Origin of the sequence: uncultured Marinobacter sp. (genome assembly GCF_947259545.1) — a bacterium.
In the GTDB taxonomy this organism is placed as follows: Bacteria; Pseudomonadota; Gammaproteobacteria; order Pseudomonadales; family Oleiphilaceae; genus Marinobacter.
On sequence record NZ_CAMYMK010000004.1, the window covers coordinates 36,415 to 60,745 of the forward strand.

The 24,331-nt window shown below is 56.3% G+C and carries 22 protein-coding genes and 1 riboswitch; of the genes, 13 read left to right on the plus strand and 9 right to left on the minus strand.

Annotated elements, in window-relative coordinates; genetic code table 11:
* Window positions 1-1,065: a glycosyltransferase family 9 protein gene (locus tag Q0Y21_RS06990; protein ID WP_297793036.1), complete on the minus strand. Its 1,065-nt coding sequence runs from the start codon at window positions 1,063-1,065 to the stop codon at window positions 1-3.
* Between the two features lie 156 nt (window positions 1,066-1,221).
* On the opposite strand from Q0Y21_RS06990, the gene Q0Y21_RS06995 reads away from it, so the two are divergent.
* The 6 genes from Q0Y21_RS06995 (at window position 1,222) to Q0Y21_RS07020 (ending at window position 6,950) form a co-directional block, all read left to right on the plus strand.
* Window positions 1,222-1,938 (plus strand): 3-deoxy-D-manno-octulosonic acid kinase, encoded by a 717-nt coding sequence (locus tag Q0Y21_RS06995; RefSeq protein ID WP_297793039.1) that lies wholly within the window; start codon window positions 1,222-1,224, stop codon window positions 1,936-1,938.
* The gene (locus Q0Y21_RS07000) at window positions 1,935-3,053 is read left to right on the plus strand and encodes a glycosyltransferase family 4 protein (protein WP_297793042.1); all 1,119 of its coding nucleotides are present in this window, start codon (window positions 1,935-1,937) and stop codon (window positions 3,051-3,053) included. Before Q0Y21_RS06995 ends, Q0Y21_RS07000 begins: the two co-directional genes overlap by 4 nt.
* Window positions 3,054-4,118: a CDP-glycerol glycerophosphotransferase family protein gene (locus Q0Y21_RS07005; protein ID WP_297793046.1), complete on the plus strand. Its 1,065-nt coding sequence runs from the start codon at window positions 3,054-3,056 to the stop codon at window positions 4,116-4,118.
* A gap of 78 nt (window positions 4,119-4,196) precedes the next feature.
* The gene (locus Q0Y21_RS07010) at window positions 4,197-4,979 is read left to right on the plus strand and encodes a glycosyltransferase family 25 protein (protein ID WP_297793049.1); all 783 of its coding nucleotides are present in this window, start codon (window positions 4,197-4,199) and stop codon (window positions 4,977-4,979) included.
* Window positions 4,980-4,983: 4 nt separating this feature from the next.
* Window positions 4,984-5,712 carry a glycosyltransferase gene (locus tag Q0Y21_RS07015; RefSeq protein ID WP_297793052.1) on the plus strand — a complete coding sequence of 243 codons (729 nt, stop codon included), beginning with the start codon at window positions 4,984-4,986 and terminating at the stop codon, window positions 5,710-5,712.
* Window positions 5,709-6,950 carry an O-antigen ligase family protein gene (locus tag Q0Y21_RS07020; RefSeq protein WP_297793056.1) on the plus strand — a complete coding sequence of 414 codons (1,242 nt, stop codon included), beginning with the start codon at window positions 5,709-5,711 and terminating at the stop codon, window positions 6,948-6,950. Before Q0Y21_RS07015 ends, Q0Y21_RS07020 begins: the two co-directional genes overlap by 4 nt.
* An 11-nt stretch (window positions 6,951-6,961) precedes the next feature.
* On the opposite strand, the gene Q0Y21_RS07025 is transcribed toward Q0Y21_RS07020, so the two are convergent.
* The 3 genes from Q0Y21_RS07025 to Q0Y21_RS07035 all read right to left on the minus strand — a co-directional run bounded on the left by Q0Y21_RS07025 (window position 6,962) and on the right by Q0Y21_RS07035 (window position 10,622).
* Complete coding sequence (locus tag Q0Y21_RS07025; protein WP_297793059.1) at window positions 6,962-8,953, minus strand: O-antigen ligase family protein; 1,992 nt, start codon at window positions 8,951-8,953, stop codon at window positions 6,962-6,964.
* Window positions 8,954-8,957: 4 nt separating this feature from the next.
* On the minus strand, window positions 8,958-9,863 hold the full coding sequence (locus Q0Y21_RS07030; protein ID WP_297793061.1) for a lysophospholipid acyltransferase family protein: 906 nt from the start codon (window positions 9,861-9,863) through the stop codon (window positions 8,958-8,960).
* Between the two features lie 81 nt (window positions 9,864-9,944).
* Complete coding sequence (locus tag Q0Y21_RS07035) at window positions 9,945-10,622, minus strand: YrbL family protein (RefSeq protein WP_297793065.1); 678 nt, start codon at window positions 10,620-10,622, stop codon at window positions 9,945-9,947.
* Between the two features lie 32 nt (window positions 10,623-10,654).
* On the opposite strand from Q0Y21_RS07035, the gene Q0Y21_RS07040 reads away from it, so the two are divergent.
* The gene (locus Q0Y21_RS07040) at window positions 10,655-11,323 is read left to right on the plus strand and encodes a GDSL-type esterase/lipase family protein (RefSeq protein WP_297793068.1); all 669 of its coding nucleotides are present in this window, start codon (window positions 10,655-10,657) and stop codon (window positions 11,321-11,323) included.
* Here the strand turns inward: Q0Y21_RS07040 and Q0Y21_RS07045 are convergent.
* The 4 genes from Q0Y21_RS07045 to lpxL are packed head-to-tail and all read right to left on the minus strand — an operon-like array spanning window position 11,286 to window position 15,336.
* Window positions 11,286-12,341: a glycosyltransferase gene (locus Q0Y21_RS07045; RefSeq protein ID WP_297793071.1), complete on the minus strand. Its 1,056-nt coding sequence runs from the start codon at window positions 12,339-12,341 to the stop codon at window positions 11,286-11,288. The genes Q0Y21_RS07040 and Q0Y21_RS07045 overlap by 38 nt on opposite strands.
* A complete protein-coding gene (locus tag Q0Y21_RS07050; RefSeq protein WP_297793074.1) occupies window positions 12,326-13,453 on the minus strand; it encodes a glycosyltransferase family 4 protein in 1,128 nt (375 codons plus the stop codon). Before Q0Y21_RS07050 ends, Q0Y21_RS07045 begins: the two co-directional genes overlap by 16 nt.
* Entirely contained in the window at window positions 13,450-14,385 is a 936-nt protein-coding gene (locus Q0Y21_RS07055; RefSeq protein WP_297793077.1) for a mitochondrial fission ELM1 family protein, read from the minus strand. Before Q0Y21_RS07055 ends, Q0Y21_RS07050 begins: the two co-directional genes overlap by 4 nt.
* Window positions 14,386-15,336: an LpxL/LpxP family Kdo(2)-lipid IV(A) lauroyl/palmitoleoyl acyltransferase gene (gene lpxL, locus Q0Y21_RS07060; RefSeq protein ID WP_297793078.1), complete on the minus strand. Its 951-nt coding sequence runs from the start codon at window positions 15,334-15,336 to the stop codon at window positions 14,386-14,388.
* A gap of 136 nt (window positions 15,337-15,472) precedes the next feature.
* Between lpxL and waaA the strand changes: the two genes are divergently transcribed.
* Window positions 15,473-16,735, plus strand: coding sequence for a lipid IV(A) 3-deoxy-D-manno-octulosonic acid transferase (gene waaA, locus Q0Y21_RS07065; protein WP_297793081.1), 1,263 nt, complete (start codon window positions 15,473-15,475; stop codon window positions 16,733-16,735).
* Between the two features lie 41 nt (window positions 16,736-16,776).
* Here the strand turns inward: waaA and Q0Y21_RS07070 are convergent, their stop codons facing one another.
* Window positions 16,777-18,159 (minus strand): TolC family outer membrane protein, encoded by a 1,383-nt coding sequence (locus tag Q0Y21_RS07070; protein ID WP_297793084.1) that lies wholly within the window; start codon window positions 18,157-18,159, stop codon window positions 16,777-16,779.
* Window positions 18,160-18,331: 172 nt separating this feature from the next.
* Window positions 18,332-18,444, plus strand: a riboswitch (TPP riboswitch).
* A gap of 123 nt (window positions 18,445-18,567) precedes the next feature.
* Here Q0Y21_RS07070 and thiC point away from each other — a divergent pair.
* The 5 genes from thiC to tssI form a co-directional block, all read left to right on the plus strand.
* Window positions 18,568-20,445: a phosphomethylpyrimidine synthase ThiC gene (thiC, locus tag Q0Y21_RS07075; protein WP_297793086.1), complete on the plus strand. Its 1,878-nt coding sequence runs from the start codon at window positions 18,568-18,570 to the stop codon at window positions 20,443-20,445.
* A gap of 382 nt (window positions 20,446-20,827) precedes the next feature.
* Window positions 20,828-21,445, plus strand: a complete 618-nt coding sequence (locus tag Q0Y21_RS07080) for an NUDIX domain-containing protein (protein ID WP_297793089.1) — start codon at window positions 20,828-20,830, stop codon at window positions 21,443-21,445.
* Window positions 21,445-21,930 (plus strand): DUF1249 domain-containing protein, encoded by a 486-nt coding sequence (locus Q0Y21_RS07085; RefSeq protein ID WP_297793092.1) that lies wholly within the window; start codon window positions 21,445-21,447, stop codon window positions 21,928-21,930. Before Q0Y21_RS07080 ends, Q0Y21_RS07085 begins: the two co-directional genes overlap by 1 nt.
* Before the next feature lie 207 nt (window positions 21,931-22,137).
* A complete protein-coding gene (gene cpdA, locus Q0Y21_RS07090) occupies window positions 22,138-22,944 on the plus strand; it encodes a 3',5'-cyclic-AMP phosphodiesterase (protein ID WP_297793094.1) in 807 nt (268 codons plus the stop codon).
* A gap of 111 nt (window positions 22,945-23,055) precedes the next feature.
* Window positions 23,056-24,331 (plus strand): type VI secretion system tip protein TssI/VgrG (gene tssI, locus Q0Y21_RS07095; RefSeq protein WP_297793096.1); only part of this gene is annotated, 1,276 nt, incomplete at its 3' end.

Here is a 24,331-nt window from a genome sequence, read left to right on the forward strand (position 1 = left end):
TCACCCCAGATCCGACGCCACTTTCGTTTCCGCGACCCGATGGGCCTTAACCCACTTATCCAGCATGGCAGTGGCATCCTCCACCGTTACAAGCTCCATGGCCCCCTCGAACTCTGCTTTTGCGCCCCAGCGCGCGTCATCCACGCTTTTACCCGTAGACTGCATCAACGCTTCTGGATAGCGATTAATGCACCATTGCAGCGAATTATACGGTCCTGAGCGATAGGGATTGCTGGCGGCAAAGATGCCCAGCACATCGGTACCCACGGCACTCGCAATATGAGCTGGGCCGGTGTCGGGTGCGACGGCAAGATCGGCCTGGGTGAGCAGGGCGGTCAGTTGCTTGAGGGTGTCCTTGCCGCAGATGTTATGGGCTTTTTCCTTCATTGCGCTTTCAATGGCGGCACAATATTCCGCCTCGAACGGTGCCGGGCTGCCGACCAGGATCACCTTCATGCCGTGTTTGCGAGCGGCATGGTCCGCGAGTTGGGCATAGCGCTCGGCTGGCCAGTTTCTCAGGGTGTGGCTGGCACAAGGACTTATGACCAGGTTCTGGCGATCATCCGCTAACTGTTCCCGGGCAAACTGATGATCGTCCTCGGTTAGGGGAATGGTCCACCGGGGTGGGGCGGCTTTCAGTCCCAGCGGTTCCAGGAAGCTGGCCAGGCAGTCCCGCACGTGTTGTTTGGGAGCCGGCGCAATGCGCTTGTTGATAAATAGGCTATGAAGGTCTTTGCTGCGTGCCTTGTCGTAGCCGACTTTTACTTTCGCAGGAATCAGCGCAGCGGCGAGATTGGCCCGAAAGGCCACCTGCATGTGTAGGAGGGCATCAAAATCTCGCCCACGCAGCTTCTGGCGGAGTTCGGTATAGCCCTTCAAGCCGGCCTTCTTGTCGAAGATCACAAACTCCACGCCCGGCAGGTCGCCAACCAGCTTCGCTTCGATCTTGCCGATAACCCAGGTGATCTTAACCCCGGGACATTGCTCCTGGAGACTCAGAATGACCGGGATTACATGGGTCACATCGCCGATGGCGGAGAGGCGCAGGATGCAGATGGAATTCATTGATTTTTAATCCGTACAAGTTTTAAAAGCGGGTTTGTGGAGCTTTGCTGGTAATCATTGGTAAACTGGCCGCCATTCTATCGTACTCGCCTACTCACGTCCCGGCGGACCTGCAGGGTGAAGTTGCTGTTTTTAATTTCTGGAATTCGGGTAGTCATGGCGGTGTCTGAAATTTGTCTTCGTGAAAATGGCGCACGGTTGTTGGTACACCCGGATTATCGAGACGACGTGAGTGGTGACTGGTTTGATCCCGAATATTGGGGCGACCGGGCGCGACCAGTCAGCAGTGGCGGCCGTGGCGGTGCGTGGTTTATTACCGCGGGCAGCCATCAGGTGGTGTTGCGGGAGTATCTCCGAGGGGGATTGATAGCGAAGATCTCCAGGAAGGCCTATGTCTTCACGGGTGAGACCGCCGTCCGCTCGTTCGCAGAATTTCGGCTTCTGAATCAGCTGGTCGGTATGGAACTACCTGTGCCCCGGCCGGTTGCTGCCTGGTATCGGAAAACCTCGCGGCTACGTTATCAAGCAGCCCTTATTATTGAAAAGCTGGAGAGAACCACGCCGCTGGCAGAGCTGATAACCAGTCTGGATGATGGGGCATGGCAGCTCTTGGGTGGCACCATACGCCGTTTTCATGACGCTGGCGTCCGTCACGCCGACCTGAACTGTTTTAACGTGTTGGTCCGGGATGGCGAGTTCTTTCTGATTGATTTTGATAAGGGGCGCATCATGGATGGGAACGCATCCGAACGCTGGAAAGCCGCCAACCTTGAACGCTTTGCCCGATCTTTGAGGAAAGTTGCCGGGGAGGCAGCTCAGGCACGTGTCTGGGAGCCATTTATGCATGGATATCATGGGAGTCAATCCACTTGAGTGATCAACAAAAAAGCAATTCGCTTCCGGCAATTCTTTGTCTGACTGATGCCTGCGATCGTCCTGAATCGGAACTTTTTATCGGCCTGAAAAAAGCCGGGTTCGACGTGGACGTCATGTGCAACCCGAAAGGGCGAAACTATCAGCGCCTGGTTGACGAAAATATGGTGGCGCAGCCGATGGCCCTGCAGAGCCGTTTTGACAAGGCCGGCACGGAAGCCATCCGTGACCAGCTCACCCGCAAAAAGTACGACATTATTCATGCCTACAACCCGAGAGCTCTGGCTTGTGGTTTGCGGGCATCGAAGGATATGGATCTTGAGGTTGTGGCTTATCGAGGCGTGATAGGCAACATCAGTTTTCTCAATCCCGAATCCTGGATTACCTTTCTTCATCCGCGGGTGAGCAAAATTGTTTGTGTCGCTGACGCCATCAGGGAATATCTGGCCAGTCTGCGGTTTCTCTGGTTGCGCATTCCCGACCACAAGTTGCAGCGTATTTACAAAGGCCACGATCTGAGCTGGTATCAGGATCAGCCAGCCGATCTGAGCCAGTTTGGTGTGCCGGAGGGTGCCTTCGTTGTGTGCTGTACCGGGCGCAACTCACCGAGAAAGGGATTCGATGTGTTGATCCGGGCAGTGGATGAGCTCCCCGAAGATGTGGAGGTACACCTGCTGCTGGTTGGCGATCTTGTCGATAATAAAAAGCTCCAGGCTCAGGTGGAAGCAACCTCTCACCCCGAACGCATTCACTTTACCGGTTATCGTCAGGATGCGCCGGCCATTGCCGCGGCCAGCGATGTTTTCGTATTGCCTTCAACAGAGCGTGAAGGTCTGCCGCGGGCAGTTATCGAGGCCATGGCCTATGGTATAACGCCAGTGGTCACGGCCGTGGGTGGCATGCCAGAGCTGGTTGATGATGGTCTCGGTGGCATCGTGGTCGCTCCCAAGAACCCGTCCGCGTTGTCTACAGCGGTTGAGCGACTCTATCGTAACCGCGGATTACTTTCGGGCATGGGAAAGGCGGCTCGTGAGCGGATTGCCAACCACTTCCATACCTCACAAACGGTTCGCGAAACGGGTGAACTTTACAAATCTCTGGCAGGCAGGCGTTGAATGCGACGTTATCTGTTTTTTGTTAACCAGCCCTATTCCTATTCAATTCTCCGCCCCTTACAGGACGAAATCCGCAAGCGAGGGGGAGAGGCGGCCTGGTTTGTTGCCGGTTGCACGACGGCTCCCTTGCGGACTGATGAGCGGCATTTGAAGACCGTTCAGGAAGTCATGGACTACAACGCCGATGCGACGTTTGTTCCGGGAGACTGGGTTCCCTATTTTTTTCCCGGAATCAAGGTTGAGGTCTTCCATGGTATGGCTCGTAACAAGCGGGGCCATAGCAGTGAGGATGAAAGTGACCACTATCGGATCCGTGGGTGGTTTGATCTTTACTGCACCCATGCGGAGAAAGACACAGCCAAGTTTCAGGAACTGGCTGAAAAGCATCGTCACTTTGCCGTTGCGAAGACGGGGTGGCCGAAGCTGGATCCATTGCTGGAGAAAGGGGTTAGAGGGCCCAGGGAGCGAAGTAACAACGATCTGCCCGTTGTATTTTACGCTTCAACCTTCAGTCGTTCCGTCACTTCGGCTCCGGACCTGGTTGATAGAATTGGGGAGTTGTCTCGCAGTGGTCGGTGGAAGTTTATCGTTACTCTCCACCCCAAGATGGACCCATCTGTAGTGGAGCAGTACCGCGCGTTGGCGGGCGAAAACTTACGGTTCGTGGAGAGCCACGAAGATCTTTTGCCCATATTGCCAGAAGCCGATGTCATGCTTTGCGACACGTCATCCATCATGTTTGAGTTCATGTTCCTGGATCGTCCGGTGGTGACGTTCAGGACAAAGATGCCGGGGCCCTATCTGATTGATGTGAATGATGTGGGCGACCTGGAAGCGGCCCTGACTGAGGCGGCATCGCGGCCTGAGGCGTTATTGAAGGAAGCAAGATCTCTGTGTTCGGACCTTCATAGCTATACAGATGGATGCTCAAGCGCTCGGGTCATTAATGCCGTTGACGGTTTTCTGGACACCGGAACTGCCAGGCTCAAGCCCAAGCCTCTTAATCTGGTACGCAAACTGAAAGTTCGCAGGCGTTTGAAAAAAGAGCTACAAAAAAATGCCTGATGGCGCGCTTTATTTGGGCTTGGGTATACACTCTGTATGCCTGCTCCCGAGGGTGATTAACTGAGTTGAATGAGAAGCATGCCAAAAGTAATTGTTATCAATCTTGATTCGGCCCAAGAACGGTGGGGCCATATCAAAAGACAGCTGGATTCGGTAGGAGTAACCCCCGAGCGGTTCAGTGCTATAGATGGCAGAGCGATTAATCACCCGTTATTTGAGAAGTACGATGAGGAGTACCGGGTAAGGAGAAAAGGGGCCCCTCTTAGTCTTGGCCAGCTTGGTTGTTTTGCAAGCCATTATCTGGTTTGGCAGCGCTGTGTGGAACTGGGTGAGCCTGTGATTGTCCTTGAGGATGATGTCACCCTTATTGAGGGTTATTTCCGCGAGTTTCTGCAACAGGCACCCAGATTGGGTGCAGATATAGAGTGTGTACGTTTATTTCGTAATCGGGTGAAGCATTGTAAATCCATATCCATGTTCGAGTTAGGAGCGCTTTCCTTTGTTAAGTATACAAAGGGGCCTATGAGCGGAATGGGATATTACTTGACACCAGCTGGCGCCAGGAAGTTTTTGGCTGGTGCAGATAAATGGTTTCTTGCGGTTGATATGTACATGGATAGATTCTGGGCTAATAAAGTCGAATGCATTGGTGTTTCTCCGGAGTGCATAACCCATGAGCATCTATTCGATTCTATAATTGGTTACGACAGAAATAAGAAGCCCAGAAGTTTGGCTGTTCGATTTCGGAGAGAGCTATTCGCGTTGGCTGAAATTTCCAGAAGATTTTTCCATAATTTTCGTTTTATGTGCACTCATAAGTGTGCCCGATGGAATAAAAAAGAGAGTTTAACGGATGCATAGGGGCTTGGATGTCAGGGAGATTCCAAGAACTCTGCATTTTATTTGGGTGGGGGATGATTCGCTGCGACCAGACGCGTTTATTGAAACGTGGCGCCGACACCACCCGGATTTTTCCGTTAAAGTCTGGGGAAATGAAGAGCTTGCTAATCGGAACTGGGTAACCAAACGTCACATGGAGTGGATCATGGGGTGCGGTGGGCAATACGCCGCTGTGGCGGACCTTATGCGGTGGGAAATACTGCTGGAAGAAGGAGGGGTTGCGCTCGATTCCGATTCAATTTGTCTCGAAAGATTGCCTGATTGGTTGTTCTGTTGTGATCTGTTTGCGTCATGGGAAAACGAATATGCGCGCCCAGGCATTATTGCAAACGGCTATGTGGGCTGCAGGCCGGATAATAATGTAATTAATGAAATTGTATGCCGCCTTTCCGCTATGCAGAGCTGGCCTCGCAGGTTTTCGTGGTCTAAATTCCGCTGGAAAAAAGAGCCAGCGTGGAAGGTTACTGGCCCTGCACTGCTTACGGATGTACTGACGTCGCTACCGGAAAAGACGGCAACGATCCTGCCAAGCCATTTTTTTATTCCAACGCATTATAGTGGAATAAAATATAATGGCAGCGGGCCAGTATATTCATGTGAAATGTTCTCCAGTACACCGCAATCGCTGAACAAACTAGATTTGACTAAAGACCCTGATCAGCTGGTTGCATGGGCTCGGAACCATTTAAAATGACGTGGTTCCACGAAAGTAGCCTTCAATCCCGTGTAAGCTTTGGACTGCTGGCCTTCCTCTTTCTCTCACTGCTGATTCCGTGGGATGACGTTTCCAGGTTTTTCTTTTTTGCTGTTTCAGCACCACTGTCGCTTGTGTATTTATATAAGCAAGGTATCCCTAAGGAGTTTGAGTCTCTGCCGGTGAAGGTGATCATCACGATAGTGTGTTACCTGTCGTTACGGAGCTTCTTCAGCGATTCACCTTTTGGGGAAAGTTTCAGGCGCTTCCGTTGGGGAGTAGAAATTCTATTGTTTCTACTTTGTTTCATTCTGGCTTTCCGAGAGTGGATGAGTAAAGCGCGATTTTACGGGACGCTGTTCGCAGTGATGGCGGGTTTCGCCGCAATCTCGGTGATTGGAAAGCTACTCATTGCAGGGGAAATGCCTGACAGGATTTTTGGTTTTGGGTTTCTTGAGCACCCCATCAGAGGGTCTTCTACGTTACTGATAATCTGGTCGTTCGGGGCAGTCATGTTGCTCACTAGTTACCGTCTCCCACCGAGGCCAATTCATTACGGAATACTGCTTGTTTCCGGTTTGTTTGTTCTGGCATTTGTTTTTCTTTCCAAGAGCAGGGGCCCCATGCTTTCGGGAGTTTTGGTATTTCTGTTCTATTTGTCATTTATTCTGGTTCAGTCCCGAATTGATAAAAAAAGAGCTGTTGTTGCCTGTTCTTTCTTGATTTCCTTGGTCGTCACTCTATTGCTTTTAGGGTTAGGTGAGTGGATATATGAGGTTGTCACCGAGCGGGGTGGTTCTTATCGGCTGGGAATTTGGGCCGCAGTGGTTGCGTCTTTGCCAGAGTACTGGTTGTTCGGTGTTGGGGAAGCAGTTCAGTTTGTCGATACCGTTCCTGGAGAAGAGTTGAGGCAAAAGTATGGGATAAGTTTCGAGCATACCCATAACTTGTTTCTTCAGACATTGCTCCACGGGGGGATTCTGGCGTTCTGTCTGCTGCTTTTTTTACTGGGGTTGTTGACCCAAAAGATATGCCTTTCTCAAGTGAAAGGTGTTAGGGAAAGGCTGGCGGTTATAACGCTACTGGGTCTTACTGTTTTGTTGAATCTCACGGATACGGTAAGACTTTTGTCCTCACCTACTCCAGACTGGGTAATATTCTGGATGCCAGTCTTTTTTTGCTCTATGTACGTCTGGCCCCATACAGAGGATGCTCAGCAAGGAACCAGACCTCAGTAAAAATTCCCTGGTTAGCTGTTTCTCCCGAGCGTCCACAGGCCAGCGTATTTGTTGAACGTCACCTGCGCGTAGGTGACGGCGGTCAGATACCCCACCGCTCCGTCCAGAAAGCCAAAGCGGATAAAGTAGACCTGCACGAAGGTCAACAGGCCTCGCAGGGTGGGATATATCATGGTGCGGGTTTTCTTGCCCTTGCGGTGCTTCTCCCGGGCTCCCAGCCAGGCGTACTTGGCACTTTTCTCCAGGGAGTGTCCGAAATCCCGGTGGGTGTAGTGAGTGAGCCGTCCACGCAGGGTTTTTACCTTGCGGCCCGCCGGAATCAGGATGCGCTCGTGCACCAGGGCGTCCGAGAAGCTCACACCTTCCCGCCGGAAAAGTCTCAGGGGCGCCCGTCCACTGCGACCGAAGTCCAGGCGTTTGCCATATATTGTGACGGCCCAGGGAAGCTTGTACGCATCCGCATCAGGTTCTGACAGGTGGTGGTTAATTTCCCTCGCCAGCTCGGGTGTAATGCGTTCGTCCGCATCCAGAGACAGAACCCACTCTCCGGTTGCCTTGTCGAGGGCGCGTTGCTTCTGGATGCCGAAGCCTGGCCAGTCTGTTACTTCCACAACATCGGCGTACTGGCGGGCAATCTCGGCCGTCCTGTCGGAACTGCCACTGTCCAGGACAATGATCTCATCGGCGACCAGTCGCGCGGATTTGAGGCAGTCTTCGATGTGATCCTCTTCGTTCATGGTGATCACGGTGGCGGATACACTGACCTTGCGCTGACGGGTGTAGGAGGCAGCCAGTTCATTGAACATGGCGCTGGCAAAAGCGGCAACCCCAAGCAGATAAAAAGTGAGAAACAGGCTGCGGTCGAAGGTCGCTTCGGTGAGTCCGAAGGTCAGGTACCCTGCGGGGAGCATGGCACCGGCAATGGCCAGGCAGGCGACCGGTTTGTGGGGGTTGCGGAGTTGTCGGGCAAATACCGCAAACGGAATGCCCAGCAGAAACAGCCAGCTGAGGATGCCGAGAGTTCCACGTGTGGCCGCTGCCTGCAAGAAATCGTTGTGGGCGTGGTCTGTGCAGCATGACAGGAAGCTTCTGTGCACATCGCCAGACTCGCCATGTGCTTGTGCAGCCAGTTTGTAACTGTTCAGGCCGGCCCCGGCCAGGGGGCTATTACTGAATGTGTTCCAGGCGACCTGCCAGGCCTCGAGGCGCAGCTGGATGCTGGGATCAAACTCACCCTCGGATACCTGCTCAATGGTATCTGTAACCCGGCTGCTGGATAACCCAGCGCTAACGATGAGGACAGCAATCGCAAGGATGGCCGGGATGCGGGCGCGGGCCGGCACCAGAGCAAGGAAAAACAGCAGTAAAACCGGGAGGGCGAAAAGGTTGCTGCGAGTCTGCGAGAGCAGGGCGATAAGGATGCCCGTGGAGCCAATGGCCAATGCCAGTAGCGCAGGGCCCTTGCGGTTTTGGTGCCAGAGGTGGAAGCAGGCCACCCAGGATATAACGCTGGCAAGCAGCGTGATGTTGCCGAAGGTGATGGGGTTGATGCCACCACCAAAACGGTAGCGGAGGAATGCGTCAAAGCCTCCCTGGTGGGCGAGCAGATCGACCACCAGGATGACGCTGGCGGCGACAGCGGCCAGTATCATCGCCGAGAAAGCGCCTGTGGCTTTCAGGGCGGCCGCGGTGAGCGCAATCACCAGGGGCCAGAAAAGAATAAATCGGGCGTGGGTGCCGAGTGTTTTCAGGCCCTCATAGGAGAAGCCGTCAACAATCCAGGCAACTGCGCTAACCAGCACAAAGAACCAGAAGGCGAAATGGATCAGCCGCAGTTCTTTCGGGGTATCCCAGTCGGTTTGCTCCAGGGTACGCCGCTTGATGGCGACGATGCCTGTAATGGCGATCAGGAGGGTGGCGCCAGCAAGGAAGCTGGAGGAGATCAGCGCTCCTCCCAGCCCTGCAAGTAAAAAGGCCTGAATCATGAGGTTGGATTTCGGCATTGGGCTAGCAGATCCGGTCCGGTTTGTATGGATTGACCTCACCCGGCGGGCGATGGCGCATTCGTTTATATTCCCACTGGTATTGCTCCGGAGCTTCCCGGACGCAGTTCTCTACCGAGAGGTTGAGGGCAGTGGTGGCAACCACGGGGTCGGGATCGTCCATGCCCGGAGCGCATTGGCGGACAACAAGGCGAAAACCTTCGCCATCCTTCAGCCGTTCGGAATAGGTCATCAATACATTGGCACCGGATTTCTGCATCAGTTTGGCAACGAGCGTCATGGTGCGAACCTCCATCCCGAAGAACGGTGCATAGGCATTGCCTTTTCCCCGAGGACTCTGGTCCGGAAGTATACCGGCAACCTCACCTTCCCGCAGAAGGGTAATCAGTCTCGCCAGCCCTCGCCGATCACCGCGAACCAGTTCGGATCCCAGGCGCCCCCGCACCCGTATCATATAGTCTTCGAACTCTTTGATATGGGGTGGACTGTACAGCGCTGCCATCTTGTACCGGGAAGAAAAGTACAGGCCGGTGAGCTCCCAGTTGCCCAGGTGAGGGGCAAGGAGTATCAGGCCTTTGCCGTCCGCCGTAGCCTCTTTCAGCAGTTCTTCCCCTTCGATCTCGCGGATCAGACCCAGGCATTTTTCGACCGGCCACTCCCACATCAGCGGAATTTCCATCATGGTCTGTCCGGTGTGCCTGAGGCTTGAGCGCCCGAGCCTGGCTCGCTCTTCATCACTGAGGTCCGGGAAACAGATGTTCAGATTGATTTCAGTGACTTTCCGGGACCCTGTGTGGAGTGCCCAGCCAATGAAACCCAGGAAGCGTCCGATCAGCTGCGCGACGCGCAGAGGGAGCTTTCCCAGAACTCTGAGTGCCAGGATAAGAATCGTTGCTTTTGAGAGCGCCATCGATAGAGGGACCATTACCAGTAATCAGACTGAGCGGAAGCTATCACCATCGGGCCCGTGCGGCAAGGCGGCAACGGGAATCTACAGTTTCTGGGAGTGTTCCCAACTTTGTTGCCGGTCGCCCAACTCCCACTCTATCCGCAGATAAAAACGCTGGATACGCCGGCCAATGTATCGCCGTCGCCAGGCGGGAACAGCTGAGAGCTTGCCTGGAATGGTGGGGGCGCCGAGGCCGTCCACCAGATACAGTTTCGGCTGATACGCCTGCTTTACCACCACCAGGTTGTGGGGCAGCAGGTTGCGGGTGAGTATGCCGGTACTCTGGAGCCAGTCGCAGAAGTGCCTGACGGCCTCCTGCATGGGTTGATCAAACCCTTGCCGTTGAAGGTACTGCTCCAGAGTCTCCGCAGGCCGATGGTGTTCATCCTGCAGCAGTTCGCTGACGTTGGCGACTCCCAGCGAGGTTTGTACCGATCCGTGAAACCGGGGCAGGTGCCGCCATACCGTTTCTGCCTGGCCTTGCGCGATCAGCTGGCGAATGGCGCTCTGTTGGTGTGCTTTCAGCTCCTGGACGTTATCATCAATCCGGCGCTTGCCCAGAAGCTTTTTCACCAAAGACTGGCGATGAAAGCGAGCTTCGATATTTTCAGGGCGCAGAACTTTCAGACACAATAACGGGTTTTCGGGATGTCGAAAACACTGGCGATTATAGCCTGAGGCAAAGGGTTGACGGTTGCTCAGGTCAATTGTGTGTGGCACCGGATTCCTCGCTATCTTATGGAAATCGCAACATGAAGAGCTGTATTGCATACGGCGATTGTAATACCGAAGGGGTGCAAGGTTACCACGAACCGGTGTGGCCGGCGTTGGTCGCAGATCGCCTTGGGCTGCGTCTGGAGAACTGCGGTCACACCATGAGCACGACCCGTGAGTTGCTCAGGTATGCCCGTGCTTTTCCTCCGGAACGATACCAGATAGCGTTTATCCAGTACGGTCTGGTGGATTCCTGGCTGACCTTTCGTGGCGCACCCTACGTTCTGTACTACCCGGATAATCCCCTCCGAAAATTTGCACGCAAGCTCGTCAAAAAAATCAAAAAGCTTGGGCGTCGCTTTCGACTGCTCGATCGGTTAGGTGCCGTTGAGCAAGTTCCGTTGCCGGAGTATTTGGCCAACATCGAGGGAATCGTAAGATCGGCTCCGGCTACCCGGTTCGTTCTGGTCGCAACGCCACCCAATCTGGATGAGCCGCGCAATCCGCGAATCGAGGCTTACAACCGGGGGTTGCTGCAAATAAGCGAGCGTGAGCCCAATGCGGTGTTGGCGGATGCGTACGACGCTATTTGGGAGCGCCGAGAGGCATGTCTGATGAGTGATGGCACACACCTCACGTCTGTGGGGCATGAATTGGTGGCTGACCGGGTCATTCGTGCCGTGGTGAAGGAGCACCCGTCAGTTTGAGATAGAACTGTTCAGTCTTCTCTGTCATCGCGTTGAGTGTCAGGGTTTCTGCGGCTCGGGTGAAACTGTTGACCTGTAATTCCCGCAGCGGCACGGAGGAATTCATGTGGGTGGTTATCAGATTGGAAAGGTCGCCGATACGGTCAGAGTCGGCCAGGCAGCTTGCAGGAAGAAAATCGCCAACGCCGCTCACCGGTGTGGACAGCACCGGGCAATGAGCCAGCAGGGATTCCACCATAATGTAAGGAAAACCCTCCCGGCGTGAGCTGATGACACAAGTCGATGCCGCTTTGAGCCAGGGATACATGTTGGTTTCGTATCCCGGAAGCAGAATGCGCTGTTCCATACCCAGCTCCTTGACCAATGCCAATAGAGCGGGCCGCTCACGCCCGTCGCCGAGAATGACGAGTTTGCCTGTAGGCGATGCGTCCGCCCAGGCCCTGATCAACCGGTCGAACTGCTTGACCTGCTCCATCCTGCCAGCGGCGAGCAAAAGTGGCCTGTCCACCGGAATCGGAATGATGGTGTCGTTGGCATTGTTGTTCTCGCCGGTCGGGGGCCTGCCGAGCCCGTTGTAGACAAGCTGTTTGTTGTGGTGTTCGATCGAATCGAGTATGTCCCGGCTGACACCAATAACACCGTCCAGTTGCTGAAACGCTTTATGGGACGTTTTTGTGCCGTGGACGGTTCCAACGGTCGCTCCGCTTGAATACCGCGCGGCGCTCAGAAGGCTGGCGGCCTTGTTACCCTGTGCATGGGCAATGTCGGGCCTGATCGAGTTCAGCAATCGCCTCAGTCGGAACTTCAACCATGGATTACGCCGGCCAAGCTGAAACGGCAGGGGGTGTACGGTCACATTGGCAGAAAACCGGTTCTGGTAGGATTGATGGGCAAGAACATGGACCTGGTGTCCTCTATCAGCCAGGGCCGCTGACAATTCCGCTGTGTGTTTTTCCATGCCGCCCCAGCCACTCCCGGGGGTGGCCAGTATCAGGGCTATGGTCAGCGAATGAGCCATGGTTCAGACCGTCGCTCGGCTAACAGGCGCTCGTAGATCGCCAGTGTCGCCTGTGTCTGCGCCTCCAGCCGGAAGCGATGCGGAACCTGGATCGGGGGCGTTGGTGCGCCGAGAATTTTGAGCACCGCTTCCGCAAACTGGCGGGTATTATCCGGCTCAACCAGCCCCTCCGGAAAACAGGCGCGCAGGGTTTCTGCTGCACCGCCGCGATCAAAGGCCACCACCGGTGTTCCGGAAGCCAGTGCCTCGGTTACCGTGCGGCCGAAGGGTTCCGGTTTGGTGGACATATGGCAGACCATGTCCGATAACAGGTACAGCTCAGCCATGTCATTACGTTGCCCCAGAAACGTAATGTGGTGTGTCAGTCCCAGCTCCTCCCGTCGCTGCGCCAGTTCTTCCATGAAACGGTCCTTGCCGGGCTCCACCCCGCCAACAATGATGCCGTGGCAGTCGGGGGCCTTTTGGACGATCTCGGCCATTGCGTCCAGGAACATCAGTTGGCCTTTCCAACGGGAGATTCGTCCGGGCATCATAATAATGCGCTTGTCGCCGAGCTGTGGGTATTGGGTCAGGATCCCTGCTCGCCACTCGGAGTCGAGAGTCCGGTTACGGAACCCGTCGACGTCGACCCCTCGTTGAACCACGGTCAGCTTGTCCTCGGGAACCTGGAAGTTACGAATAACGTAATCCCGTACACAATCCGAAACGGCGATTATATGGTCTGCCCTGGCCATGATGGCGCTGTAGGGATTGACTGAATACATGCCATGGAAGGTTGAGACCACAGCCGGGCGTTCGTGGTCAGGAAGTCCGCGCCAGGCCAGCCAGGTAATCCAGGCGGGCATTCGGGAGCGGACGTGGATTACATCCGGTCGGATGTCTTTCAGCAGGCGGCGCATAGGGAGAATTTGCCCGAAAGAGGCGGGAGATTTGCGATGAACCGGCATGGTGATATGGGTTGACCCACCTTTTTCCAGCTGGCGGACAAGAGGTCCCCCGTTGGATACCACGAACGACTCATGGCCTTGTTTCACCAGTTCGGCTGCAAATTCCACAGTGCCTCGTTCGACACCTCCGCTGTACAGTGCGGGTAGAATCTGGAGAACTCTCATGACTTACCTCGACTGAGAAACAGGCGGATAAGCCATTGGGCGGCCCGGTCCGCCTCCCACAACCTGGGCTTTTCTCCGGGCGAATGATCCATAACGTTGGTATGGTCACTCCAGCAGGCAACCCGGCCTCGCTCTACCAGCAGGTCAATACCTTTTGCTACCCGGCTCCCTGACTTCGGAGGCAGTTGGAACAGCCCGGTCGGAACGCCGGATGTGGCCGCTTCACACACCATGGACATACTGTCGGGAGTCACCCAGACGGCGCCTGAGGCAGATAACTGATGGGCGAGCCAGTCTTCGTGAGTGCGCTTGGGGTCTACAACGCTGACCCGGAGGCTGTCCAGCTCTTCAAGGCGCTCTGCGAGTCTGGGTGGCGTGCGTCGTGAGCTGCTGATGGTCCAGCGCCAGGTCGGGTAATCCGCGATCAACTGGCTGAGCTGGTCGAATACCACGCTGTCATCCCATTCAAAGTGGGGGGATGGGCCGCCGATCAGAACCAGAGCCTCAGGTTTTTCCGTGATGCGTGCCAGGGGCGTGATGCTGTTGATAACACCTTGTGTGGTGAGTAGCCGTTTGTCAGAGGTCACCCCGTCATGCTCCGGGAGAATCACTGCATCTGCCCATCCCATGGGAAACGAGGGCTTCATCAATACCACAGTTTTTGCGCGAGCAGTGCGGCGCAGCGCCAACAGTAAGCGATGCGTTGAGGTGCCGGCACCAATAATGAGAGCCGGATGGGGTAAGGAGGCGTCCATTACCGGGGCAATGCCCAGCAGGGCACGCCACAAAGGCACACGTTGCTCCGTGGCATCGATCCAGTGGAGCGCGGCCCCGGCCCGAACCCGCAGGCGGTTGCCGATCCCCTTAAGCTGGTTTCGGTGTCCCGGTTTGTTGTCGGTCAGCAGCCAGACCACTGGGGCATCAGTCTGCATTCAATGCGGGTCCTTGCGATAGAGATCCGGATCGTCTTTCGAGGGCCGGGTTTTAAAGCGTCTGTGCATCCAGAGATACTGGTCCGGATGACGTCGGACTTCCTGCTCGATAGTGTGGTTGACCAGTGTCGCGTCTGCCATGTCATCGCCGGAGGGGAAGTTTTCCAGTGGTGGGTGGAAGTAAATGTCATATCCGGGTTGATCGTCTCGCCGGAAGTGGCTGAATGGCACGACCGCACACCCGCTGCGCTCTGCAATCCGCGAAGTTGCGGTGATGGACCCGGCCGGCACGCCGAAGAAGGGCGCAAACACGATGCCTTTGCGCCCGTAATCCTGATCGGTGGCATACCAGACGATGCGGTTCTGTTTAAGCCGTTTGAGCAGGCCCCGCAAGTTCTTGCTGTCCAGGGCGACACCGTAACGCCGCTCCCGGGCGCGGGTCATGATGGCATTCATCAGCGGATTGTTATGATCCCGCTGCATCACATCGGCTTCAATGAATTCGGTGACCAGGCTGCCCCCCAGGTCGAGGGTGCTGTAGTGGCCGCCGAGCAGCAGGATGCCATGACCTTTTTCCAGCGCCGCATCCACATGTTCCAGACCATGCACCTTGGTCACCGGTAAATAGACTTTGGGATCGCGAAACCAGGCGAGTCCTATTTCCATGATGCCAATGCCGTTGGAGTGGAAGGCTTTGCGAACCAGCTTTTGTTGCTCCTCGGCGGAGAGCTCGGGAAAGCACAGGCGAATGTTGACCTCGGTGATGTGGCGCCGGCGGGGGATCAGGCGGTACGCAAGCCCACCAACCAGTTTGCCGACCCACCACTGCAGTTTCAGCGGCAGCCTCGACATCAGCCACATCAGGGCAATGCCAATCCACGTGGGCCACCAGCGGGGGTGGCAGTAACTTGTATATCGGGTATCGCGTTTTTTTGAAGGGCGCTTGCTCACGCTAGGGTCATCTCGTCTATGGTCCGGATACGAAACAGGAGTTTAGCAGGGTGCTTCCTGTGGACTAAAGTAGCAATGCAGGCGAACTGTCTGATGTTTCGGTAGAATGCCTCCGAATTACCGCCCCGGAGACCTCATGCTGCACTTTTTGTACTCACTGTTTTTCCGCCTCGCACTGCCGTTTGTGCTGTTGCGCTTGTGGTGGCATGGGCGTCATAACCCTGAAGCCTGGAAGCATTGGCAGGAGCGGCTGGGATACGTCACTCCCTCCCCGGAGCCGGTCATCTGGGTGCATGCGGTGTCGGTAGGGGAAACCATTGCAGCCGCGCCTCTGGTGAAAGCTCTGCTGCGGCGCAACCCCGAAGTTCCTATCCTGATGACAGCAATGACGCCAACCGGGTCTGCCCGTGCCAAGGCGATGTTCGGCAACCAGGTACGCTATGCATATTCGCCGTACGATACACCGGGTGCGGTCCGCCGGTTTGCCGAGCGGGTGCGTCCGATGGCGCTGGTAATTATGGAAACCGAACTCTGGCCCAACATGATTGCCAATACCTTCCTGCATGATGTCCCCATTTTCCTGATCAATGCCCGCCTGTCCGAACGGTCCGCCAGGGGCTACGAGCGGGTGCCTTCGCTGGTTCGGCCGCTGTTGCAGAGCATCTGCTGGATAGCCGCCCAGGCGGAGGAAGATGCTGGCCGGTTCCTGAGGATCGGTGCGGAGCCCGAATCCGTCTCGGTAACAGGTAGCATCAAATTTGATGTGGATATCTCCGCACAACTCAGGTCAGAAGCTTCCGCTTTGAGGCAACAGCTTGGAGAGCACCGTCCGGTTTGGATTGCCGCCAGTACCCATGACGGGGAGGATCAACAGATTCTTGAGGCCCACAAGGCGGTGCTCCGGAAATTTCCCAGCGCGCTGTTGGTGATTGTGCCGAGGCATCCTGAGCGTTTCGATAAGGTCGCGGAGTTGATGGAACCGATGGGGCTGAAACTGTCACGCCGGTCAGGGGCAACGGAGCCGGTCCCGGAAGATGTGCAGGTGTATCTCGGGGATACCATGGGGGAGCTGCTGATGCTGTATGGTGCTTCTGATATTGCGTTTGTCGGCGGATCGCTGATCGAGCGTGGCGGCCATAACCCGTTGGAGCCGGCTGCCTGGGGAATGCCGGTGCTGTCCGGCCCTCACATTTTCAACTTCGAAACCATCTACAACCGCCTGGATGCCGGGCATGGTTTATATCTCACGCCATCGTCTGCCGCGCTGGCGGACTGTGTGATGACGTTGATGGCCGATCCGGATTCCGCCAGGCGGGCAGGGGATAACGCCCTGGCCGTGGTGGATGCGAACCGTGGTGCACTGGAAAAGGTGGTGGATGGGATTGTTGAGCGGGTGTGATGGCGCCTCCGGCGCGAGCGCACCGGAGGCTGGAGATTACTCTACTCCATCGGGTCCTCAATGGTTTCCTCTTCGTTGGCCAGGGCCTCAATACCCGGAGCTGACGCGCTGAGCCAGTTGTTCAGGTCGATCAGGTCCTGAGGGCTCAGGGTGCCCGCAGCCTGCTTCAGGCTGAGGGTGTTGATGACATAGTCATAGCGGGAGTTGGCGTAATCCCTCAGCGCCACGTAATACGCACGCTCCGCATCCAGTACCTCAACAATATTGCGCGTGCCCACCTCATAACCGGCGCGAGTAGCATCCAGTGCACTGCGACGGGAAATGATGGTCTGCTCCAGGGCAGACGCGGTTTCGATATTGGTATTCACCGTACGGAACAGGCTGCGGGTGTTGACCCGAACATCCCGGCGGGTGGTCTCCAGGCTTTGCTCGGCAACGGTGACCAGTGAGCGCTGTTGACGAACCCCGGCCTGTGTACCACCGCCCAGGTAGAGCGGTACGTTCAGGGTTACGCCGATGACCGCTTCGGTGGTGGTGCCGTCTGAGCGCAGCTGCACTGGCGCTGCGCCATTCTCAAGGCCGTCAATGTCGCTCTTCCCGTAAGAGGCATTGAGGTCCAGCGTCGGGTAGTGGCCGGCCTTGGATACCTTGAGGTTCGCTTCACTGGTGTTCAGTTGGTACATCGCCGATTGAATTGACCAGTTTTGCTCCAGGGCTGTCATTTCCCACTTGGTGGGGTCCATCGGTTCGGGGCGACCTAAAGGGAAATTCTCCCTGAGGTTGTCCAGCTCTTCCGTGTATTCACCGGTCAGACGCGCCAGTTGTTCTCGGGCGATGTCCAGGTCGCTTTCCGCAGCAATCCGCTGACTCTTGCTGTCGTCGTAGCTGGCGCGGGCTTCGTACACTTCTGTGATCGCGATCAGGCCGACATCGAAACGCTCCTGAGCCTGTTCGTACTGACGCTGAATCGCCGCTTCGGTGGCTCGTGCAGTGGTCAGTGTGTCTGCTGCACGTAATACATTGAAGTAGGCAGTAGCAACATCCAAAATCAGCTGCTGTTGTGCCAGATTGTAATCCGCACGTGCGGCTTCGCTTTGAAATTTGCTGGCGTCGTACCCGTACCACGCGTCGGCCCGGAACAGTGGTTGGGTCAACCTGATGCCATAGGCCAGGGTGGTGTAGTCCACGTCCTGGTTGGGGCTTTCCGAGTCGGTATAATTGGCTTCACCGAAGGCATTGACCTGGGGGAGCAGGTTCGCGCGGCTAACATCAGTGCCGGCTTCCTGGGCCTCAAAACTGGCGCGTGCGGCAGCGATTCCGGAGTCGTAGGAAAGGGCCTTCTCGTAGGTTTCGATCAGATCCATGGCAAAGGCGGGGTGTGCCGCAAGCAAGCCAATCATTCCTGAAAGCAATCGTTTCTTCATTCTGTCTCCTGGTACGTAAGCACGTCTGCTCCACTCCGGAGCGCTTATGTTGCATTCTGATGGATACTTCCGGGCAACAGCGAGCAAGTCTGGCTGGCCATTATGGACAATAATTGCCCGCATCTCTACACTTGCAGACGGCACTCATTTAGAGTGTCATGCATTACGAATTCGCGTCTTGACGGGGTGCTGGTCTGAGTACAAATCAGGCTGGCTGAGATTGCAACGCAGAACCCGCGACCTGATCCGGATAATACCGGCGTAGGGATTAAGACAATATTGCTGTAAGCCACGTGAAATCCCCCTTGGATTAAATCCTTCAGCGGGGCCCCTGACAGGGAAAACACAGTGCCTGCGGCTCCGTCATACGCGACCCGATATTTCCCCAATCTGTTCCGGGAGCGCATGATGACAGACTTACCGTCCTACCTGAGTGATTCAGCCAAAGTCGATTCGGCCGCAATCAAACCCTTACCAAGCTCACGAAAGATCTACGTGCAGGGTAGCCGCCCGGACCTCCGGGTGCCTATGCGGGAAATTACTGTGCAGGATACGCCGACCGAGATGGGGGGAGAAAAGAACCCGCCGGTCATGGTGTATGACACCTCCGGCCCGTATACCGACCCCGAGGCCACCATTGATCTTCGCAAAGGCCTGCAGCCGATCCGTGCCGCCTGGATTGAAGAGCGTGGCGATGTCGAGCAGCTGGACGGCTACACGTCGGAATTCACCCGTCGACGCATGAAAGATCCCCAGCTTGATCCGCTGCGTTTCATGGACGAGCGCAAGCCGCTGAAAGCAAAGCCTGGTAAAAATGTCAGCCAGATGCACTACGCCCGTAAGGGCATCGTTACTCCCGAGATGGAATTCATCGCCATCCGCGAAAACATGAAGCTTCACGAAGCGCGAGAACAGGGGCTGCTGAAGGATCAGCATCCGGGGCAGTCGTTTGGCGCCTCCTTGCCGCAGGAAATCACGCCGGAATTCGTCAGGGACGAAGTGGCTCGCGGCCGCGCCATTATCCCCGCCAACATCAATCACCCGGAAACCGAGCCGATGATCATCGGCCGTAACTTCCTGGTGAAAATCAACGGCAATATCGGTAACTCCGCAGTCAGCTCCTCGATCGAGGAAGAAGTGGAAAAGCTGACCTGGGGCACCCGCTGGGGCTCCGACACCATCATGGACCTGTCCACCGGCAAGAATATCCACGAAACCCGTGAGTGGATCATTCGCAACTCCCCGGTGCCCATCGGTACGGTGCCTATCTACCAGGCGCTGGAAAAAGTTGGCGGGGTAGCCGAAGACCTGACCTGGGAAATCTTCCGGGATACGCTGATCGAACAGGCCGAGCAGGGCGTGGATTACTTCACGATTCATGCCGGTGTACGCCTGCACCACGTGCCCATGACCGCAAAGCGCACCACGGGCATCGTATCTCGTGGCGGTTCTATCATGGCCAAGTGGTGTCTGGCTCACCACAAAGAAAGCTTCCTGTACGAGCATTTCGAAGACATCTGCGAAATCATGAAAGCCTATGATGTCTCGTTCAGCCTCGGCGATGGCCTGCGCCCCGGCTCGGTTGCCGACGCCAACGACGAAGCCCAGTTCGGTGAGCTCGAAACCCTGGGCGAACTCACCAAAATTGCCTGGAAGCATGATGTCCAGTGCATGATCGAGGGCCCCGGCCACGTGCCCATGCAACTGGTAAAAGAGAACATGGACAAGCAGCTGGAATGCTGTGACGAAGCGCCGTTCTACACTCTCGGCCCACTGATCACCGACATCGCGCCAGGTTACGACCACATCACTTCCGGCATCGGGGCCGCGATGATTGGCTGGTATGGCTGCGCCATGCTTTGCTACGTCACCCCGAAAGAGCACCTGGGCCTGCCCAACAAGGACGACGTCAAAACCGGTATCATCACCTACAAGATCGCTGCCCACGCCGCCGACCTGGCCAAAGGCCATCCGGGCGCCCAGATCCGTGACAATGCTCTGTCTAAGGCCCGCTTCGAGTTCCGCTGGGAAGACCAGTTCAACCTCGGCCTCGACCCGGACACTGCCCGTGCCTACCACGACGAAACCCTCCCCAAGGAGTCCGCCAAGGTGGCTCACTTCTGTTCCATGTGCGGGCCGAAGTTCTGTTCCATGAAGATCTCCCAGGAAGTGCGTGAGTATGCAGCGGAGAAGGGCATTGATGAGATTTCTGCGGTCGACGCCGGCATGCAGGAGAAATCCCGGGAGTTCGTGGAGTCCGGGAGTAAGCTCTACGACAAGATCTGAGGCTTTGGGAGTTTGCGAATCCCTAGCCTGAAGGTTGGCGGGGGGAGCCGGGGTGGCAGGGCTGTTCAGGAGACGCCTCAAGACGTCCCTGTGCGGCTTGGGCTCCGCCATCCCTGGCTCCGCACACTCCTGAACAGCCCTGCCACCCCGGCTCAGGCAAGCTGTCGAGTTATACCGGGAGTTTCTTGCAGTCTGGATGGTCCAGATTCGGAACTAGTCTGCTGAAGTATTTCCCAATGCCTGTCTTGCACCCAAAGCTGATGTTTCAGAAGGCAATTCCCGACACGACCCTATCCCTAAAACTGTCAGGCTGTGGCCAGAGCTTGCAGTTACACCGAACAAACGGCTATCGTTCGAAGTTGATTGAGCAACCGAGTGAACGATGACCAAACCGTTTCAGTTCAAAGCCAGCGACGTCAACGTCGAAAAGCGCGAAACCGTCTTCCAGGGCTTCTTCCGCATGGACAAGCTGTGGCTGACCCACCCGCGTTTTGACGGCCGCGACATGCCCGTATTCACCCGGGAACTGTTTATCCGTGGTGATGCCACCTGTGTGCTGCCTTATGACCCTGAGCGGGACGAAGTGGTGTTGCTGGAACAGTTTCGCCTTGGCGCGATGGACCGCGACCAGTCGCCCTGGTTGCTGGAATTGGTCGCAGGCATGAACGAAGAGGGCGAAACACCCGAGGAAGTTGCGCAACGGGAAGGGCAGGAAGAAGCGGGCCTGACCTTCAGCAAACTGGATAAAATTTGCGATTACCTCGTGTCTCCCGGAGGTAGCACGGAACTCATACACCTGTATTGTGGTTGTATAAGCACTGAGTCGGCCGGCGGTTTGTTTGGCATGGAACACGAACATGAAGACATCCGTGCCCACGTATTCAGTTCAGAGGAGGCGATTGCCATGATCCAGGATGGTCGTATCAACAATGCGGCGGCGATCATTGCTTTGCAATGGCTTCAGCTCAACCGCGACCGTATACGGGAAAGGTGGGGTTGATGAGTGAGTGGTCCATGAAACCCAAACGCTACGTGCCGGATCTCAGGCGACTGGGGGCGCTGTGCGATGGTAACTACCTGCGCCTGAATCAACTCCGGAAGCTGGAGTCGGCCGGAAAGCCGGTTTCCGAGTTCGAGCTGCACCGGGAAGATCTGTACCTCGGGCGTGTGCGGATCAAAGTACTCCAGACCGCACGGTTCACCGAAACCCTCCTGCTGGAGCAGATTCATAACGCCGGCCGATGGCTAAACAATCCTCAACTGACGGTGCGTGTCTATCACGATGCTGCGATGGCAGAAGTGATCAGTTGCTATCGGGATCGTCAGATTGCGCCGGTCAACGATTACCCCAACCGTTTTATGCATCACCCCGATGAAAAGGTGCAGGTGAACAGCTTTCTGGCCGACTGGCTGGATTACTGTCTGCGTTTCGGGCACCTGCCCATGGAGCATTCTCTCTGGTCAGCTGGTGAGGGGGTTGACTAGAGAGCGGTGGAGAATGGGTTTGAGTGTGAACTAAGATGTGATGGCGAAGCGTAAATGCTGTGTCAAAGTTGTCAAATGACGCAATATGTCCTGTAACTAAGAGGCATAATGTGATCATGGTTCAGTTCAGAGGTGAGAAAACGGATTACTCTCTCCGTATAACCGGTCTCAAGCCAAGCGTCTTGCCCAGATACGAAACAGAGCGCCATGACCAGAAAGGACACATCCCGGGCTCTCCGGGTGCTACAGATCACTGACCCTCATCTCCGGGCCGACCCGGCGGGGGAGTTGCTGGGCGTGAACACCCGGGACAGTCTTGATGCTGTTATTACAAAGGTGCTCAGGGAGCATGGTCAGCCGGACCTGGTATTGGCTACCGGTGATCTTGCCCAGGACGGCTCGGAAGAGGCTTACCGTGTTTTTGGTGACAAGCTGCGGGCGTTTCACTGTGCGTCGGCCTGGATAGCTGGTAACCACGACGCGACGGATGTCATGCAGCGGGTTGCCAGTGAACACCAGGCGAGTCGTCGGCATATTATCCAGGGCGGCTGGCAGTTCATCCTGCTGGATTCATCCGTTCGTGGTCACGTGTATGGTGAGCTGGCGGATGCAGAGCTTTCGTTTCTTGCATCGACACTGGAGCAGAATCCGGGTTTGCCGACACTGGTTACATTGCACCACCATCCGGTGGACATCGGATCCGACTGGATGGAGGGCATCGGCCTTCGTAACCGGGATGCTTTCTGGCAGGTGGTTGAACGCTTTCCTCAGGTCAAAATTGTATTGTGGGGCCACATCCATCAGGAACACGATCTTGAGCGCCATGGGGTGAGATTGCTGGCCACGCCTTCCACCTGTATCCAGTTTACTTCTGGTTCCCGCCAGTTTGCCGTGGAGGAATTGCCGCCAGGGTATCGTTGGTTCGAGCTTGAGGCCTCTGGAGAGTTCCGGACGGAAGTCCAACGGGCAACCGAGTTTGAGTTTGATCTGGACGTCGATAGCACCGGCTACTGATCACAGTTTGGATACCCCGGCTGTTAAAAATCGCCGAAATCTGTATATAATCGGCACCGCTCAGGACGAGCGACGTATGGACTCAACACCACATCATCAGGGACCGAAGACATGCCCCAGGCAAGCGGACTGCAGTTCACCGCCACCATTGGCGGATTTTCCTCTGATCATTTTTCCGTTGTCGGCTTCGAGCTGACCGAAGCCCTTTCCGAACTGTTTCACGGCAAGCTCAAACTGGCCAGCACCGACCCGTCGGTATCGGCAGCCGATGTACTGGAACAGGCCGTGGATCTGGTCATCTGGCAGGACGGCGCGCCTTTGCGGCGTTTCACGGGCATGGTCAACGAATTCGCCCGCGGTGATGCTGGTCACCGCCGCACCCGCTACGAACTCATCATTCAGCCCCCGTTGTGGCGCCTGAGCCTGATGCAGAACAGCCGCATCTTCCAGGCTCAAACTACCGACGCCATCGTGCGAACCCTGCTGGAAGAGCGGGGCATCGTCGATACCGTGTTCGACCTGAAACGCCGCCCGGAAGAACGGGAATACTGCGTCCAGCACCGGGAAAGCGACCTGGGGTTTTTAGAGCGGCTGTCGGCCGAGGAAGGCTGGCATTACCGTTATCACCACGGCTCAGTGGATGGCGAAGAACCGCCGGCCCTGATCATCGCCGACCACCACGGCGACGCCCCCAGACTGGAATCCGTGACCTATAACGGCAAGGCCGGCGGCAGCACCAAGGTTCCCTGCGTGTTCCGCTTCGCCCATCAGGAAAGGGTCCGCGCCAGTGCCGTGGCCCTGAAGGATTACACCTTCAAAAATCCGGCCTACGCCCTGATGCATGAACAGCAGGCCGGCAGCCCGAATCACCGGGAAGATTACCAGCACTACGATTACCCGGGTCGCTTCAAACAGGACGCCAGCGGCCAGCCCTTCACCGACGCCCGCCTGGACGCCCTGAGAAACGACGCCAGCACCGCCCAGGGCAAGAGCAACCGCGCGGACTTCACCGCCGGCGCCAAAGTGACCCTGAGCGACCACGACAGCGAGTCCCTGAACCGGGAATGGCTGCTGACGGGCATCACCCACACCGGCAAACAGCCCCAGGCGCTGGAAGAAGAGGGCGGTTCCGAACCCACCAGCTACAGCAACCAGTTCAACGCCATTCCCGCCGACCGTAGCTGGCGTCCGCAAGTTAAACAACGGCCTAGAATGGATGGCCCGCAGATGGCGATGGTCACCGGCCCGGAAGGCGAAGAAATCCATTGCGACGAACACGGCCGCGTAAAAGTCCGCTTCCCCTGGGATCGCTACTCCAAGAACGACGAACACAGCAGCGCCTGGCTGCGAGTCAGCCAGGGCTGGGCCGGCGGCCAGTATGGGTTCA